This window comes from Dyella jiangningensis (assembly GCF_003264855.1).
GTDB lineage: Bacteria > Pseudomonadota > Gammaproteobacteria > Xanthomonadales > Rhodanobacteraceae > Dyella > Dyella jiangningensis_C.
On sequence record NZ_NFZS01000004.1, the window covers coordinates 193,263 to 206,673 of the forward strand.

Consider the following 13,411-nt stretch of genomic DNA (forward strand, 5'->3'; position numbering starts at 1 on the left):
AGGCAACGCGGTCGTCGTACCCGCACCAGGCCTTTGCAGCACGAACAAGTTGAGAGTGGCACCGGATCAGCCGCTCGACTGGCCACAATCCCGTGGCAAACCGCCTTGACCACAAGTTTCGGCCAAGGTGTTCAATCCAGATGGAACGGCCTGCCCGCCCGTCCATCGCAACGGCGCTCGAAGTCACGCAACACCGGCTTTTCGCGTACAGCACGTTGGAGGCAGACAATGAAACTTTCGATGCTGTTGTGGTTAGCGTCCGTGCTGCCCCAGCCCCTCGCGGACCAGACCTGCCTGGCCACGACGGTGTATCTCGAGGCACGCAGTGAGTCGACCATCGGGCAGTATGCCGTGGCCGAAGTTGCCCTTCGCCGCCGTGACCGCGGCACCTGGGGCGACAGCGTCTGTGAGGTCGTGACCTCTCCGCGTCAGTTCGCGCTGACAACGACAGCGCAAAACTTTGAAGTGACCGACGTCAACTCTTGGACCAAGGCGTGGAAGATTGCTGGTGATTCCATCAGCAACTGGAGCCTGCCCAAGGGAGAGCGCACGGTGTACGTCCCGCAGGCCGATCACTTCGCCACGCTCGCCGTGGCCCCGGCATGGTCGACCAAGCGCGTCGTCAAGACGATCGGCGACCACGCGTTTTACGCGGTCAACTGATCAACTTCCCGTCCATAAAAAAGGCCCTCGCAAGAGGGCCTTTTTCGTTTGGACGTCTATACGTCCGTTACGTCACAGTCGATAGACCAGGTTGTCGCGGATCTGCACGTAATCGCCGGGGCGTACCTGCGGGTCCGCCGCCTGCGTGACGGTTGCGTACCGCCCGTCGTCCAGCTTCACCGTGACCTGCCACGCGACATCGGGACCGCCGGAGTTCTTGCCGACCTGGTTGCCGATCGCACCACCAGCCACTGCACCGGCCACCGTCGTCAGGGCCTTGCCACTGCCACCACCGAACTGGTTGCCGATCACGCCACCGGCGATGCCGCCGATGACCATGCCCAGCGGGGACGAACCTTTCTGCGTCTGTATCTGGCGCACGTCACTTACCACGCCACACTGCTCACAACGATTGGAACTTCCGCTGTAGACCACCTGCCGTTGCGGCGGCGTCTCGCATCCGGAAAGAAGCGCCAGAACTGAAATCAATCCAACGACAGCCAAATGTCTAAGCAATGTCTGCATGGCGTGAATCCTCAGTGAGCGTCGGAAACGGCTACCACACCTTCCTGTACCTGCAGCTTGTCGCCCGGATCGTGATCCATGCGCACCGTGCGGGTCACACCGTTGTACTCGTAACTCACGTCGTACGCCACCACCTTGTCGCCACCATTGCCCTGCACCGTTTCGCAGCGACGCTGGGTGGTCTGCGTCGTGGCATTGCGCTGATGGTTCGCCTGGATTTCATGGCCGGCGTAACCGCCGCCGACAGCACCGGCCACCGTGGCCAGCGTGCGACCCTTGCCGCCACCGATCTGGTTACCGAGCAAACCACCGGCCACCGCGCCGATGGCGGTACCTGCAATCTGATGCGTGTCCTGCACGGGCTTGTGCTGTGTCACCACTTCGTCGTGGCATACCTGCTGCGGCGCCGACGCCTGTTCGCGCACCGGCGTCACGCTCAGCACGCGGGCGTATTTCGGCCCGCTCTGGCCTGCGGCCTGCTGCGCCGTGGCACCCACGCCGCCGTCGGCATTGGCGTCGCGGTTGCACGCCGAAAGACCAAATACCAGCACAGCGCCCATGCCCACATGCAGCGCTGAAGCGACCAACCTGTTCATAATGCTCTCCTGTCTGGACCGGCGGAGCACCCCGCAACCGCCTGAATCGATCCCTACGTGCCTCAATTGAACCCTTGATTCACTGAATGCTCGCTTAGATCGCAGCCCGCCATTTTCAACGGACAGGAAGCCTTAATCTGTGCTCGAACTCACTGACAGCCACGCGCACATCGATGATGCTGGCTTTGCGGCCGATCGCGCCGCCGTGTTCGACCGCGCGCGCGCGGCTGGGGTCAGGCACATCGTGATTCCCGGCGTCGACCGTGCCTCCTGGGACCGCATCAGCGAGATTTGCGACACATACGCCGAGGCACATCCTGCGTATGGCCTGCATCCCATGTTCCTCGACCAGCATCGGCCGGAGCACCTGGATGCGCTCCGCACGCAATTGACAACCCATCGCGCGGTGGCCGTCGGCGAGATCGGGCTCGACTTCTTCGTCCCCGGCCTGGACGGTGAACGGCAACGCGAGTATTTCCATCGCCAGCTGCGCATTGCCCGCGATTTCGACCTTCCGGTCATCGTGCACGGACGCCGGGCGATGGACGAAGTCACCTCCACCATGAAACGTATCGGCGGCCTGCGTGGCGTGGTGCACAGCTTTTCGGGCAGCGAGCAGCAGGCCGGGCATTTGTGGGACATGGGGTTTCATATCGGCATCGGCGGACCCGTCACGTACGAGCGCGCGCAACGTCTTCGCCATATCGTGGCGACCATGCCCATCGAGCACCTCCTGTTGGAAACGGATTCGCCGGACCAGCCCGGCACATGCCACCGTGGCGAGCGCAACGAGCCGGCCCACATCGCCGAAGTGCTCGAGGCGATCGCTCGGCTGCGTGATGAAAGCGAAGAAGCCATCGCCTTGGCCACCACGGCAAACGCGAGCGCGCTGTTCGGCTTCACCCGCGCTTGACCTGCACGCATCGTTTCGTGAACCCGCGATTCGCCGCGCGTTGACGCGGCACTTGTGATCTTCGTCGCGAGACATGTATCGTAATATTTCACCAGTGAAATATTCCTTGATGAAATGAGCAACCTTCGCGAAGGACTCAGCCGCATGGACGCCGGGATCGCCCGCGTGGGCGAAATGATTCCCGAGGCTCCGCAGCAGGAGGTCCGGCTGACCCGCCTGCTGCTGCTGGTGGGCGGCACCCTGCTCGGCGAGGTCGAGGCTTACCTCAAGCCACACGGGCTCAACGACAGCGATTTCCGCACGCTGATGGCGCTCTACAGCAGCCCGGACGGCGCCACGCCCAGCGAGCTGTGTGGTTTCGCGCAACAGGGCGCCACCAACATGACGCGCATCGGCAACGCGCTGGTGAAGGCAGGACTTGCTGCTCGCTCGCACAGCGCGGAAGACCGGCGGCGCATCGTCCTGAACATCACGCCGACGGGAAAGCGCCTGGTGCGCAGGATTCTTCCGCCGCTCTTTCCCAAGGTGCTTGGCGCCTACGCGTCGTTGAGCGCGAGCGACAAGCGCACGCTTGAGCGCCTGCTGCGCCAGGTCGCACTGAACATCGACTCTCTTCAATCTTCGGATTCCAGTCCATGAGTTCTTGTGTTCCGATTCGCCACGGCCAGCTGCCACGCGTGCTGCTCGGCTGCGCAATCGCCCTGGCCATGGCCGGCTGCTCCATTCCGGCCAAGCTTGGGCACCCCGCCATCCGCGATGATGTCCCGCTCGCGGGCCTCGATGCCGGCCACCGCGCCGGCTGGCCTGATGCCGAATGGTGGCGCCAGTACGATGACCCGCAGCTCGATTCCCTGATCGCGCTTGCGATGAAGGACTCGCCGGATCTTGAGCAGGCGCGCTCGCGCGTTGCGTCGGCGCAGCAGTCCATTCGCGCCGCGACGGCGCAGGCCGGACTCAGCGTGAACGGCAGTGCGCAAGTTGAACGCCAGCGACTGAGCGAGAACGGACTCATTCCGCCGAAGTTCCTCGGTTTTACCTGGTACAACCAGGGCGACATCGGCGTGCAGGCACAGTACGACTTCGATTGGTGGGGCAAGAAGCGGGCCACCATCGAATCCGCCGTGGACCAGGCGCATGCTGCCGAAGCGCAGCACAGCGCCGCGGCGCTCGCGATCCAGAGCACGGTCGCCGATACCTATTTCGGATGGCTCGCCGACGAGGCGCGCATCGACCTGGCGCAGCAGGCCGTGCAGACGCAGGAGCAACTGCTGCGCATGGCCGAACTGCGTGTACGCCAAGGTGTCGATCGTCCGGACACCGTGCAGTCGGCGAAGGCGCAGCTTGCCGCCACACGGCAGATGCTGGTTGCACTGCAGAGCTCGGCGAAGATCCGCCAGGCCGCGTTGGCCAGCCTGGTGGGCGTGGCTCCGTCGCAATTGCCGCCGCTTCAGCCGCGCGCCCTGCCCGACGTGACCGGCGGCTTGCCCGACAACGTGGGCGTGGACCTGATGGCGCGCCGTGCCGACATCGCTGCCAGTCGCTGGCAGGTGGAAGCGGCTCTGCGCCAGACCGATGTGGCGCGTGCAGAGTTCTATCCCGACATCAGCATCAGCGCGATGGCCGGGCTCTCCAGCATTGACCTGGACAAGATGTTCAATGCCGGCAACCGCGTGTTCGCGCTGACGCCAGCGCTGCACCTGCCGATCTTCACCGGCGGGCTGCTCGAAGCGAACTACGGCGTGAGCAAGGCACAGCTCGACGCGGCCGTCGCGCAGTACAACAGCACCGTGCTCGGGGCTGCGCGCGATGTCGCCACGCAGAGCCTTACCGCACAGCAGATCGAAGGTCGCCGCAAGGAGCAGGCCAGCGAGATCGCCGCCAACCAGACCCTGCTGGCCAACGCGCAATCGCGCGTGCGCCGCGGCGTGAGCGACCAGCGCGAAACCCTCGCCGCCAGGGGGCAGTTGCTGCAGCAGCAGGATGACGAGCTCTCCCTGCATGCGCAGGCGCTATCCACCGACATTTCGCTGATCAAGGCCCTGGGCGGCGGCTACCGCGCCGTCACGCCGGAGCAGGCCGCCAGCGACACCTCATCTTCCGCATCGAACCTTTCCGGAGACGCCGCCCATGAGCGCCACTGATTCCAACGCCAAACCGCAGGACAACGACAGCGGCATGGCCGCGAAGGATCCGGCCAAGCGTCGCCGCGCGCTACTGATCGTGGTAGCGGTGTTCGTACTTGCCGCGGTCATCTGGGTACTGCTGTGGTTGTTCGTGTTCTCCACCCGCGAGAAGACCGACAACGCCTACGTCGGCGGCAATCAGGTGGCGATCTCCGCCCAGGTGCCGGGCACGGTAGTGGCCATCCTGGCGGATGACACGCAACGCGTCGAAGCCGGCCAGGTGCTGGTGAAGCTCGACAACACGGATGCCGACGTGCGCCTGCAGCAGGCCAGCAGTGCGCTGGCGCAGGCGGTTCGACAGGTGCGCCAGCAGACCGATTCCGCCAGCAGCGCCGACGCCCAGGTGGCGAGGGCGAAGGTGGATCTGAAGAAGGCGCAGGCCGACCTGGCCCGTCGCCAGCCGCTGATCGCCGAACAGGCCGAAGCGCCGGAAGTGGTGCAGCACCTGCGCGATGGCGTCGACCAGGCGCAGGCGGCGCTCGATGCGGCGCAAGCGCAGGCGCAGGCCGCTCACGCGGCCATCGAAGGTACGGTGGTCACCAACAACCCGGCGGTGGAGCAGGCGCGTGCGAACTTCCGCGCCGCGTGGATCGCCGCACAGCGCAACAGCATTTATGCGCCGGTGACCGGCTATGTCGCCCAGCGCAGCGTGCAGCTCGGCAACAGCGTGCAGCCGGGCCAGCAGCTGATGACAGTGGTGCCGCTGCATGACCTGTGGGTGGACGCGAACTTCAAGGAAAACCAGCTGCGCCATATCCGCATCGGCCAGCCGGCGAAGATCGAATCGGACGTCTATGGCGGCAGCGTGGAGTTCCACGGCAAGGTGATCGGCCTGGGTGCCGGCACCGGCAGCGTGTTCTCGCTGCTGCCCGCGCAGAACGCCACCGGCAACTGGATCAAGGTGATCCAGCGCGTGCCGGTGCGCATCGCGCTTGACGACAAGGAACTGGACCAGCATCCGCTGCGCGTGGGTCTCTCCACCGAAGTGACCGTGGACATCACCAACGACAAGGGCGCGATGATGGCGCCGCAGGGCAGCGGCCAGCCGATCGCCCAGACCGATGTCTACGAACAGATGACCAGCAAGGCGGACGTGGAGGCCGAGAAGATCATCAAGGCAAACGTTCGCCGCGGCGACGCGGACTGATACGGATACGCCGCCATGGCCGACCCCTCGAACGAAGAAAAGACCGCCGAAGGCTTGCCGCCTTTGCACGGCACGGCGCTGGTCCTGCTGACCATCGCCGTGGCGTTCAGCACCTTCATGGAAGTGCTGGACATGACCATCGTGAACGTCGCGGTGCCGCATATCGCCGGCAGCCTGGGCGTGAGCGCGAGTGAAGGCACCTGGACGATAAGCTCGTACTCGCTCGCCAGCGCGATCATGCAGCCGCTCACCGGCTGGATCGCGCGGCGCTTCGGTGAAGTGAAGACCTTCGTCTTCTCGGTGTTCCTGTTTGTGGTGTTCTCGATGATGTGCGGCCTGGCCACGTCGATGCCGATGCTGGTGATCGCCCGCCTGATGCAGGGCGCGGGATCGGGCCCCATGGTGGCCTTGTCCCTCACGTTGCTGCTGGCGAGCTACCCGAAGGCCAAGCAAGGCATCGCGCTCGCGTTGTGGGCGATGACCGTGGTGGTGGCGCCGATCTTCGGTCCGATCCTTGGTGGCTACCTGACCGACAATTTCTCGTGGCCGTGGATCTTCTACATCAACCTGCCCGTCGGCATTGCCGCCGGCGCCATTACCTGGTCGCTGCTGCGCAAGCGCGAGACCAAGACCTTCCAGACGCCCATCGACGTCGTTGGCCTGGTGTTGCTGGTGGCCGGCGTGGGCTGCCTTCAGTTCATGCTGGACAACGGCAACGACCATGACTGGTTCTCGTCGCCGATGATCACCACGCTGGGCCTGATTGCGCTGGTCTGCCTGGTCTTCCTGGTGGTGTGGGAGCTGCATGCCAAGCACCCGGTGATCGACCTCAGCCTGTTCCGCCAGCGCAACTTCACCGTGGGCGTGACGGCCCTGTCGCTGGGCATGTTCGCCTTCTTCGGCATCAATGTGGTGTTCCCGCTGTGGCTGCAGACCACGCTGGGCTACACGGCCACGTGGGCGGGCCTGGCCACGGCGCCGGTGGGCATCCTGGCCTTCCTGCTCTCGCCGGTGCTGGGCCGCAATATGCACAAGCTGGAGCTGCGGGCGGTGGTGACCTTCTCGTTCATCATGTTTGCAGCCACCTCGTACTGGTTCTCCACCTTCGACAGTTCGGCATCGTTCAGCTCGCTGGTGTTGCCCCGCTTCGTGATGGGCATTGCGATTCCCTGCTTCTTCATCCCGCTCAACCAGATCTACCTGGCCGGCTTGCCCGCGGATCAGATCGCCAGCGCCTCGGGCCTGGCCAATTTCTTCCGTACGCTGGGCTCCAGCGTCTCCACCGCCGTGACGGTCACGCTGTGGCAGCACCGGGGCATCCTGCACCACGCCACCCTCAGCGAGTACGTGGCGCCCTCCAACCCGGCCGCAACACAGGTGTTGCAGGGGTTGCGCCACGGTGGCTTCGGCCAGACGCAGGCGTTGGGGATCGCCGATCAGCTGGTGAACCGGGAAGCGCTGACCCTGGCCGTGAACGACATCTTCTGGATGTGCACGGTGTTGTTCGTGCTGCTGATCCCCGTGCTCTGGTTCGCCAAGCCACCCTTCGGCAGCGCGGGTGGCGCGGTAGGTCACTGATATTTAACGATTGCTGCACTCCCGAGTGCAGCATGACCTTAGTCACGGATGACTGGTGCGCCGCAATACCTTCTGCTAGTTTGTGTGCATGGCACAAACGATCCGCATCATCAAGAAGTATCCGAACCGTCGGCTCTACGACACGGAGATCTCCAGCTACATCACGCTGGAAGAAGTCCGTCAGCTGGTGTTGGACGGCGAAACCTTCGAGGTCCGCGACGCCAAGAGCGGCGAGGATCTGACACGCTCGGTGCTGCTGCAGATCATCTCCGAGCATGAGGAAAAGGGGCAGCCGATGCTGTCGCCCCAGCTGCTCAGCCAGATCATCCGGTTCTACGGTGATTCGTTGCAGGGCTTCATGGGTCCCTACCTGGAACGCAGCCTGCAGGTCTTCCTCGACCAGCAGCAGCAGTTCCGCACCCAGCTCAACAGCCTGCTTGGCCAGACGCCCTGGTCGATGCTCAACGATCTGACCGAGCGCAACATGGAAGCCTGGCGCAACATGCAGCGCGGTCTGCTCGACACCGCTAGCCAGGGCCAGCCGCCTCGCGGCAACAAGAAGCCCTGAACCTCCGGCCGGCAGTTTTGCCGGCCGTTCCGTTTCATACGCCGCTGCAGCACAACACGTGCTGCCCTGCGACATGTGCACGAGTCCTTCACATGAGCTCTTCCGCCCCTTATCCGCGCGTTGCCATCGTGACTGGAGGCATCGGCGGCCTCGGCACGGAAATCTGCCGACAGCTCGCGCAGGCCGGCCGCCAGGTGATCGCGGTGGACCTCGCCGCGCGTGAAGAGCGTCTGCATGCATTCCAGTGCGAACTCGCCGATCTCGATGGCGCGGTGAAGTTCGAGCCCGCTGACGTGAGCCAGTTCGAAAGCTGCGCCAGCGTGGTCGAGCGCGTGCAGCAACAGCACGGCAGCGTGGACATCCTGGTCAATGCCGCCGGTATCACGCGCGACACCAGCCTGCGCAAGATGACCCCGCAGCAATGGCACGAGCTGATGCGCGTGAACCTCGATGGCGTGTTCAACATGTGCCGCAACGTGGTCGAAGGGATGAGCGAACGCGGCTTTGGCCGCATCGTGAACCTGAGCTCGGTGAATGGGCAGACCGGCCAGTTCGGGCAGACCAACTACTCCGCCGCCAAGGCTGGCGTGCATGGTTTCGGCATGGCACTGGCACGCGAAACCGCACGCAAGGGCGTTACGGTGAACACCGTCTCGCCTGGCTACTGCGATACCGCGCTGGTCGCCGCCGTGCCGGAAAACATCCGCGAGCAGATCATTTCGGACATCCCGGTCGGCCGACTGGGTTCGCCGGGCGACATCGCGCGCGCCGTGGCGTTTCTGACGGCCGATGATGCGGGTTACATCACGGGCGCGAACCTGCCGGTCAACGGCGGGTACTTCATGAGCTTCTGAATCCGGCTAGTCGGGCGGCATCGCTAGGGTCGTCGTCAGCCCCTGCCCGGCGGCCTTGCCCGCATCGGGCTCCGATCATTCCAGCGGTGCGCACCACCACGCCCCGTGCTGTGTTCCGACACGGCAGATGTCCGCCACTTCGCCTGTGCGAAGGCAACCCGCTACTCTTGGCGCCCGACGCGTTGGCCACTTTCAGCGGAGCCCCATGGCGCAGCACATCACCCTTATCGGCGGCGGCCTGGTTGGCGCGCTGCTGGCCCAGCAGCTCGCTGGGCGTGGTTTCAAGGTCGACGTATTCGAGAAGCGCCCGGACCCGCGCATCGCCGGTTTCGTCGGCGGCCGCTCGATCAATCTCGCGCTGGCCGAACGTGGCCTGCACGCCCTGCGCCAGGCCGGCCTTGCCAATGACGTGCTGCAACGCGCAGTGATGATGCGTGGGCGCATGGTGCACACGCGTGACGGACGCTCAGGGCTGCAACGCTACGGCGTCGACGACAGCGAAGTGATCTGGTCCGTCTCGCGCGGCGCACTCAACATGCTGCTGCTCGATGCCGCCGAAGCGGCGGGCGTGCGTTTCCATTTCGGGCAGTCGCTGGTCGATGCGGACTTCGACGGAGGCCGCATCCGGCTTGCCGATGAAGCCGGTGTCGCACGCGGCATCGACGCCCCGGTGGTGATCGGCGCCGACGGCGCGGGATCGGCGCTGCGCGCGGCGATGAACCATCACACCCCGCTGGGCGAGCGCGTCGAGGCATTGGGGCACGCCTACAAGGAGCTGGAGATTCCGCCTGCGGGCACGCTCCCCTCCGAACTGGTCGACCGCAGCGGCGGCCACGACCAGTTCGCGCTGGAGCCGCACGCCCTGCACATCTGGCCGCGCGGCGGCTACATGTGCATTGCCCTGCCCAACACCGAAGGCAGCTTCACCGTCACGCTGTTCCTGCCCGCTCAGGGCGCTCATCCGAGCTTCGCGACGCTGCCCGATGCTCGCGCCGCGCGTGCGTTCTTCGAACACGACTTCCCGGACGTGCTGCCGCTCATTCCCGATTTCGCGAACGACTACGACGGTCATCCGGTCGGCACGCTGTCGACGCTGTACCTGCAGCAGTGGCACCTCGGCGGCAAGGCCTTGCTGGTGGGCGACGCGGCGCATGCCATCGTGCCGTTCCACGGCCAGGGCATGAACTGCGGTTTCGAAGATACCGTCGTGCTGGCCTCGCTGATGGCTGGGGCACCGGGCGATACTGCCGATGTGTTCGCCGAGTTCCAGCGCATCCGCCAGCCCAACAGCGATGCGATCGCCGCCATGGCGCTGGAAAATTACGTGGAGATGCGCGATTCGGTGGCGGATCCGCACTACCTGGCCAAGCGCGAACTCGGCGCCCTGCTGGCCGAGCGCGCGCCGCAGCATTTCATGGCGCGCTATCGCATGGTCACGTTTACCCACCTGCCCTATGCCTACGCCTATGAGCGCGGCCGCGCCCAGGACGTGCTGCTGGAACAACTGCTGCGCGGCTCGACGCAGGCAGGTTCGGTCGACCTGGACGCGGCCGCGGCCACGTTGCGGGCCACCTTGCCGCCGCTGCCCGACCTGCATGGATGAGACGCTGCTCGCCGCCTACCGGCGCACCGATTACCGGGTGCGGCTCGGTGGCGGCGGGTATGCGAGCATCCGCATCGGCCATCCCCTGCCGGTCGCGCTCACCGGCCTCGTGACAGGAGAGCCGTGGGGTTTCATCACGGCCTGGAATCCGCGCTCGCAGCCGCGCCCTCCTTCGCAGAACCGCCAAGCCCAGCGACGGCTGCTGCACGCGCTGCGTGAATTGCCTGCCACGCACTTCATCGCGGCGGGCGTCGGTGTCGGCGAAAACGGATGGCGCGAAGGCAGCCTGTTCGTGGTCGGTCCCGACGTGGAGTCACTCGACGCACTGGCCCGACGCTTCGGCCAGCATGGCTACCTCCACGGCCACGGTCAGCAGCCCGCGCAACTGCGCCTGCCCTGACCCAGGCACCTGCCGCCCACCCCGGGCGCTTGGCGGCAGCACGCCGCATGGACAAGCCTGTCAGCGTTTGCGGACAATCGCGCGATGACTCATCTGTCTGCCACTGCCCCGATCCTGCTGGAAGCGCGGGGCCTCGCCTTCTACCGCCAGGACGAACCCGTGTTCGGCCCCCTGGACTTTCGCCTGCGCGAAGGCGAGGTGGCGCTGGTCGAAGGCGACAACGGCAGCGGCAAGACCACCTTGCTGCGCATCCTCGCCGGCCTGCTGCATCTGGACGAAGGTGCGCTGAGCTGGCGCGGCCAGCCTTGGCGGCGCATCGAACACCTGGGCGACACCCTGTTCCTCGGCCATCACCTGGGCCTCAAGGGTGATCTCAGCGCTCGCGAGAACCTCGCCGTCGCCGCCGGCACCTATGGCACGCGCGAGGGTCGTGACGTGGCCGGCGTACTGTCCAGCATCGGCCTTGCCGGCTATGAGGACGAGCCCGTACGCCGCCTTTCCGCCGGCCAGAAGAAACGCGCCGCCCTCGCACGCCTGCTGCTGTTGCCGGCGACGCTGTGGCTGCTGGACGAGCCGTACGCCAATCTCGACCGCACCGGTATCGAACTGGTGAACCGCCTGCTGGCCGAGCACTCCGCCGAGGGAGGTGCCGCGCTGGTGACCAGCCACGGCGCGGTGAGCTTCCTGGGCGGTGAACCGACACGGGTACGCATGCACGCATGAGTCACGCGACGCTCGCTTCCGCCTGCGCCGCCGTGTTGCGCCGCGACCTCACCCTGGCCTGGCGCCGCCGTGGCGACATCACCATGCCGGTGCTGTATGCGCTGATCGTGGTCACCCTGTTCCCGTTCGCGCTGGGTCCGGAAGACGCCCTGCTGCAGCGCATCGCCGGCGGCGTCGTGCTGCTGACCATGCTGCTGGCCATGCTGCTCGCGCTGGATGCGATGTTCCGCAGCGACATCGAGGACGGCTCGCTGGAACTGCTGATGCTCTCGCCGCAACCGCTGGCGCTGATGCTGGGTATGAAGATCCTGGCGCACTGGATCACCACTGCGCTGCCGCTGATCGTGATCGCGCCGCTGCTGGCCGGCATGCTGCACCTGCCGCCGTCGGTAATGCCGGTACTCGTTTACGCACTGCTGCTCGCCACGCCCTTGCTGAGCCTCCTGGGCGCGGTGCTGGTGGCGCTGACGGCCGGCAGTCGGCGCTCTGGTATGCTGCTTGCCTTGATGCTGCTGCCGCTTTGCGTGCCAGTGGTGATCTTCGCCGCCGGCGCCGTCGCCGCGGCACAACAGGGGCTGCCGTGGCTCGCTCCCATCGCCTGGCTGGGGGCCGCGCTGGTCATGGCCCTGGTGCTGGCGCCGCTGGCCTGCGCCGCCGCCCTTCGGATAGCTCTGGACGCGTGAGACCCGCTTTTATGGCCAACTGGATCCCGCTCTGGGTTCACAAGCTCAGCTCGCCACCCAACTTCTACCGTTTTGCCGGCGTCCTGCGCCCCTGGGCATTGGCGCTGGCCCTTGTGCTCGGCGCCATCGCCCTATACGGCGGCCTGGTGCTGGCGCCCGCCGATTACCAGCAGGGCGACGCCTACCGCATCATCTTCATCCACGTTCCCAGCGCGTGGATGAGCCTTTTCATCTATGGCGTGATGGCGGTAGCCGCGTTCATCTCGCTGGTATGGCGCATCAAGCTGGCTGAGGTGGTGGCGATGGAATCGGCACCGATCGGCGCGGCCTTCACCTTCATCACCCTGGTCACCGGCTCGCTGTGGGGCAAGCCGATGTGGGGCACGTGGTGGACCTGGGATGCGCGGCTTACGTCCGAGCTGGTGCTGCTGTTCCTGTATCTGGGCGTGATCGGGCTGTATCACTCGTTCGAAGACCGCCGCCAGGGCGCGCGCGCCGCGGCCTTCCTCGCGATCATCGGCATCATCAACGTGCCGATCGTGCACTTCTCGGTGAACTGGTGGAACACGCTGCACCAGGGCTCCACCGTACGCATCCTCGGCCCGTCGAAGATGAGCGGTGACATGCTGTGGCCGCTGCTCACCATGATGGCCGCCACCAAGTTCTATTACATCGCGAGCCTGTTCGGGCGCGTGCGCACCGACTTGCTCTCGCTGGAAAGCGGCAAGGATTGGGTGCGCCAAATCGCAGAGCAGGAGGGCCAGCGGTGACGCCGTTCTCGTGGGATCACTTCCTCGCCATGGGCGGCTATGCCGCTTATGTGTGGCCAGCGTTCGCGGTGTTCTTCATCGTGCTGATCGCCGACTACCTCAGCCCGAGCTTCCGTCGACGCCGCCAGCTGCGCGAACTGCGCGGACGCATCGCGCGACAGGCCGCGCGGCAGCAACGCAACCCTTCAGTGCCGTAATGGGCACC

Annotated in this window: 16 protein-coding genes; 14 read left to right on the top strand and 2 right to left on the bottom strand. The window is 65.7% G+C overall.

Annotated features, from left to right (window positions below; genetic code table 11):
• Window positions 1-228: 228 nt before the first annotated feature.
• Window positions 229-663, top strand: coding sequence for a cell wall hydrolase (locus tag CA260_RS13530; protein ID WP_238149758.1), 435 nt, complete (start codon window positions 229-231; stop codon window positions 661-663).
• A 72-nt stretch (window positions 664-735) separates the two neighbouring features.
• Here CA260_RS13530 and CA260_RS13535 read toward each other — a convergent pair whose 3' ends face one another.
• A complete protein-coding gene (locus tag CA260_RS13535; protein WP_238149759.1) occupies window positions 736-1,044 on the bottom strand; it encodes a glycine zipper 2TM domain-containing protein in 309 nt (102 codons plus the stop codon).
• 155 nt (window positions 1,045-1,199) lie between these two features.
• Entirely contained in the window at window positions 1,200-1,784 is a 585-nt protein-coding gene (locus tag CA260_RS13540) for a glycine zipper 2TM domain-containing protein (RefSeq protein WP_111983606.1), read from the bottom strand.
• A 139-nt stretch (window positions 1,785-1,923) separates the two neighbouring features.
• On the opposite strand from CA260_RS13540, the gene CA260_RS13545 reads away from it, so the two are divergent.
• The 13 genes from CA260_RS13545 to ccmD all read left to right on the top strand — a co-directional run bounded on the left by CA260_RS13545 (window position 1,924) and on the right by ccmD (window position 13,403).
• Window positions 1,924-2,697 carry a TatD family hydrolase gene (locus CA260_RS13545; RefSeq protein ID WP_111983607.1) on the top strand — a complete coding sequence of 258 codons (774 nt, stop codon included), beginning with the start codon at window positions 1,924-1,926 and terminating at the stop codon, window positions 2,695-2,697.
• Window positions 2,698-2,841: 144 nt separating this feature from the next.
• Window positions 2,842-3,336: a MarR family winged helix-turn-helix transcriptional regulator gene (locus CA260_RS13550; protein WP_238149760.1), complete on the top strand. Its 495-nt coding sequence runs from the start codon at window positions 2,842-2,844 to the stop codon at window positions 3,334-3,336.
• Window positions 3,333-4,838, top strand: coding sequence for an efflux transporter outer membrane subunit (locus CA260_RS13555; RefSeq protein ID WP_111983609.1), 1,506 nt, complete (start codon window positions 3,333-3,335; stop codon window positions 4,836-4,838). The genes CA260_RS13550 and CA260_RS13555 overlap by 4 nt, the downstream gene beginning before the upstream one ends.
• A complete protein-coding gene (locus CA260_RS13560) occupies window positions 4,825-6,027 on the top strand; it encodes an efflux RND transporter periplasmic adaptor subunit (RefSeq protein ID WP_111983610.1) in 1,203 nt (400 codons plus the stop codon). Before CA260_RS13555 ends, CA260_RS13560 begins: the two co-directional genes overlap by 14 nt.
• A 15-nt stretch (window positions 6,028-6,042) precedes the next feature.
• Complete coding sequence (locus CA260_RS13565; RefSeq protein WP_111983611.1) at window positions 6,043-7,605, top strand: DHA2 family efflux MFS transporter permease subunit; 1,563 nt, start codon at window positions 6,043-6,045, stop codon at window positions 7,603-7,605.
• Between the two features lie 88 nt (window positions 7,606-7,693).
• Window positions 7,694-8,173, top strand: a complete 480-nt coding sequence (phaR, locus tag CA260_RS13570; RefSeq protein WP_111983612.1) for a polyhydroxyalkanoate synthesis repressor PhaR — start codon at window positions 7,694-7,696, stop codon at window positions 8,171-8,173.
• Window positions 8,174-8,265: 92 nt separating this feature from the next.
• Complete coding sequence (phbB, locus tag CA260_RS13575; RefSeq protein ID WP_111983613.1) at window positions 8,266-9,027, top strand: acetoacetyl-CoA reductase; 762 nt, start codon at window positions 8,266-8,268, stop codon at window positions 9,025-9,027.
• A 205-nt stretch (window positions 9,028-9,232) separates the two neighbouring features.
• The gene (locus CA260_RS13580; RefSeq protein WP_111983614.1) at window positions 9,233-10,630 is read left to right on the top strand and encodes an FAD-dependent oxidoreductase; all 1,398 of its coding nucleotides are present in this window, start codon (window positions 9,233-9,235) and stop codon (window positions 10,628-10,630) included.
• Window positions 10,623-11,030 (top strand): DUF3293 domain-containing protein, encoded by a 408-nt coding sequence (locus CA260_RS13585; protein ID WP_111983615.1) that lies wholly within the window; start codon window positions 10,623-10,625, stop codon window positions 11,028-11,030. Before CA260_RS13580 ends, CA260_RS13585 begins: the two co-directional genes overlap by 8 nt.
• Window positions 11,031-11,114: 84 nt before the next feature.
• Window positions 11,115-11,753, top strand: coding sequence for a cytochrome c biogenesis heme-transporting ATPase CcmA (gene ccmA / locus CA260_RS13590; protein WP_111983616.1), 639 nt, complete (start codon window positions 11,115-11,117; stop codon window positions 11,751-11,753).
• Window positions 11,750-12,436, top strand: a complete 687-nt coding sequence (ccmB, locus tag CA260_RS13595) for a heme exporter protein CcmB (RefSeq protein ID WP_111983617.1) — start codon at window positions 11,750-11,752, stop codon at window positions 12,434-12,436. Before ccmA ends, ccmB begins: the two co-directional genes overlap by 4 nt.
• Window positions 12,437-12,447: 11 nt before the next feature.
• Window positions 12,448-13,206 (top strand): heme ABC transporter permease, encoded by a 759-nt coding sequence (locus CA260_RS13600; RefSeq protein WP_111983618.1) that lies wholly within the window; start codon window positions 12,448-12,450, stop codon window positions 13,204-13,206.
• Between the two features lie 29 nt (window positions 13,207-13,235).
• Window positions 13,236-13,403: a heme exporter protein CcmD gene (ccmD, locus tag CA260_RS13605; protein ID WP_111984382.1), complete on the top strand. Its 168-nt coding sequence runs from the start codon at window positions 13,236-13,238 to the stop codon at window positions 13,401-13,403.
• The last annotated feature ends 8 nt before the right edge of the window (window positions 13,404-13,411 follow it).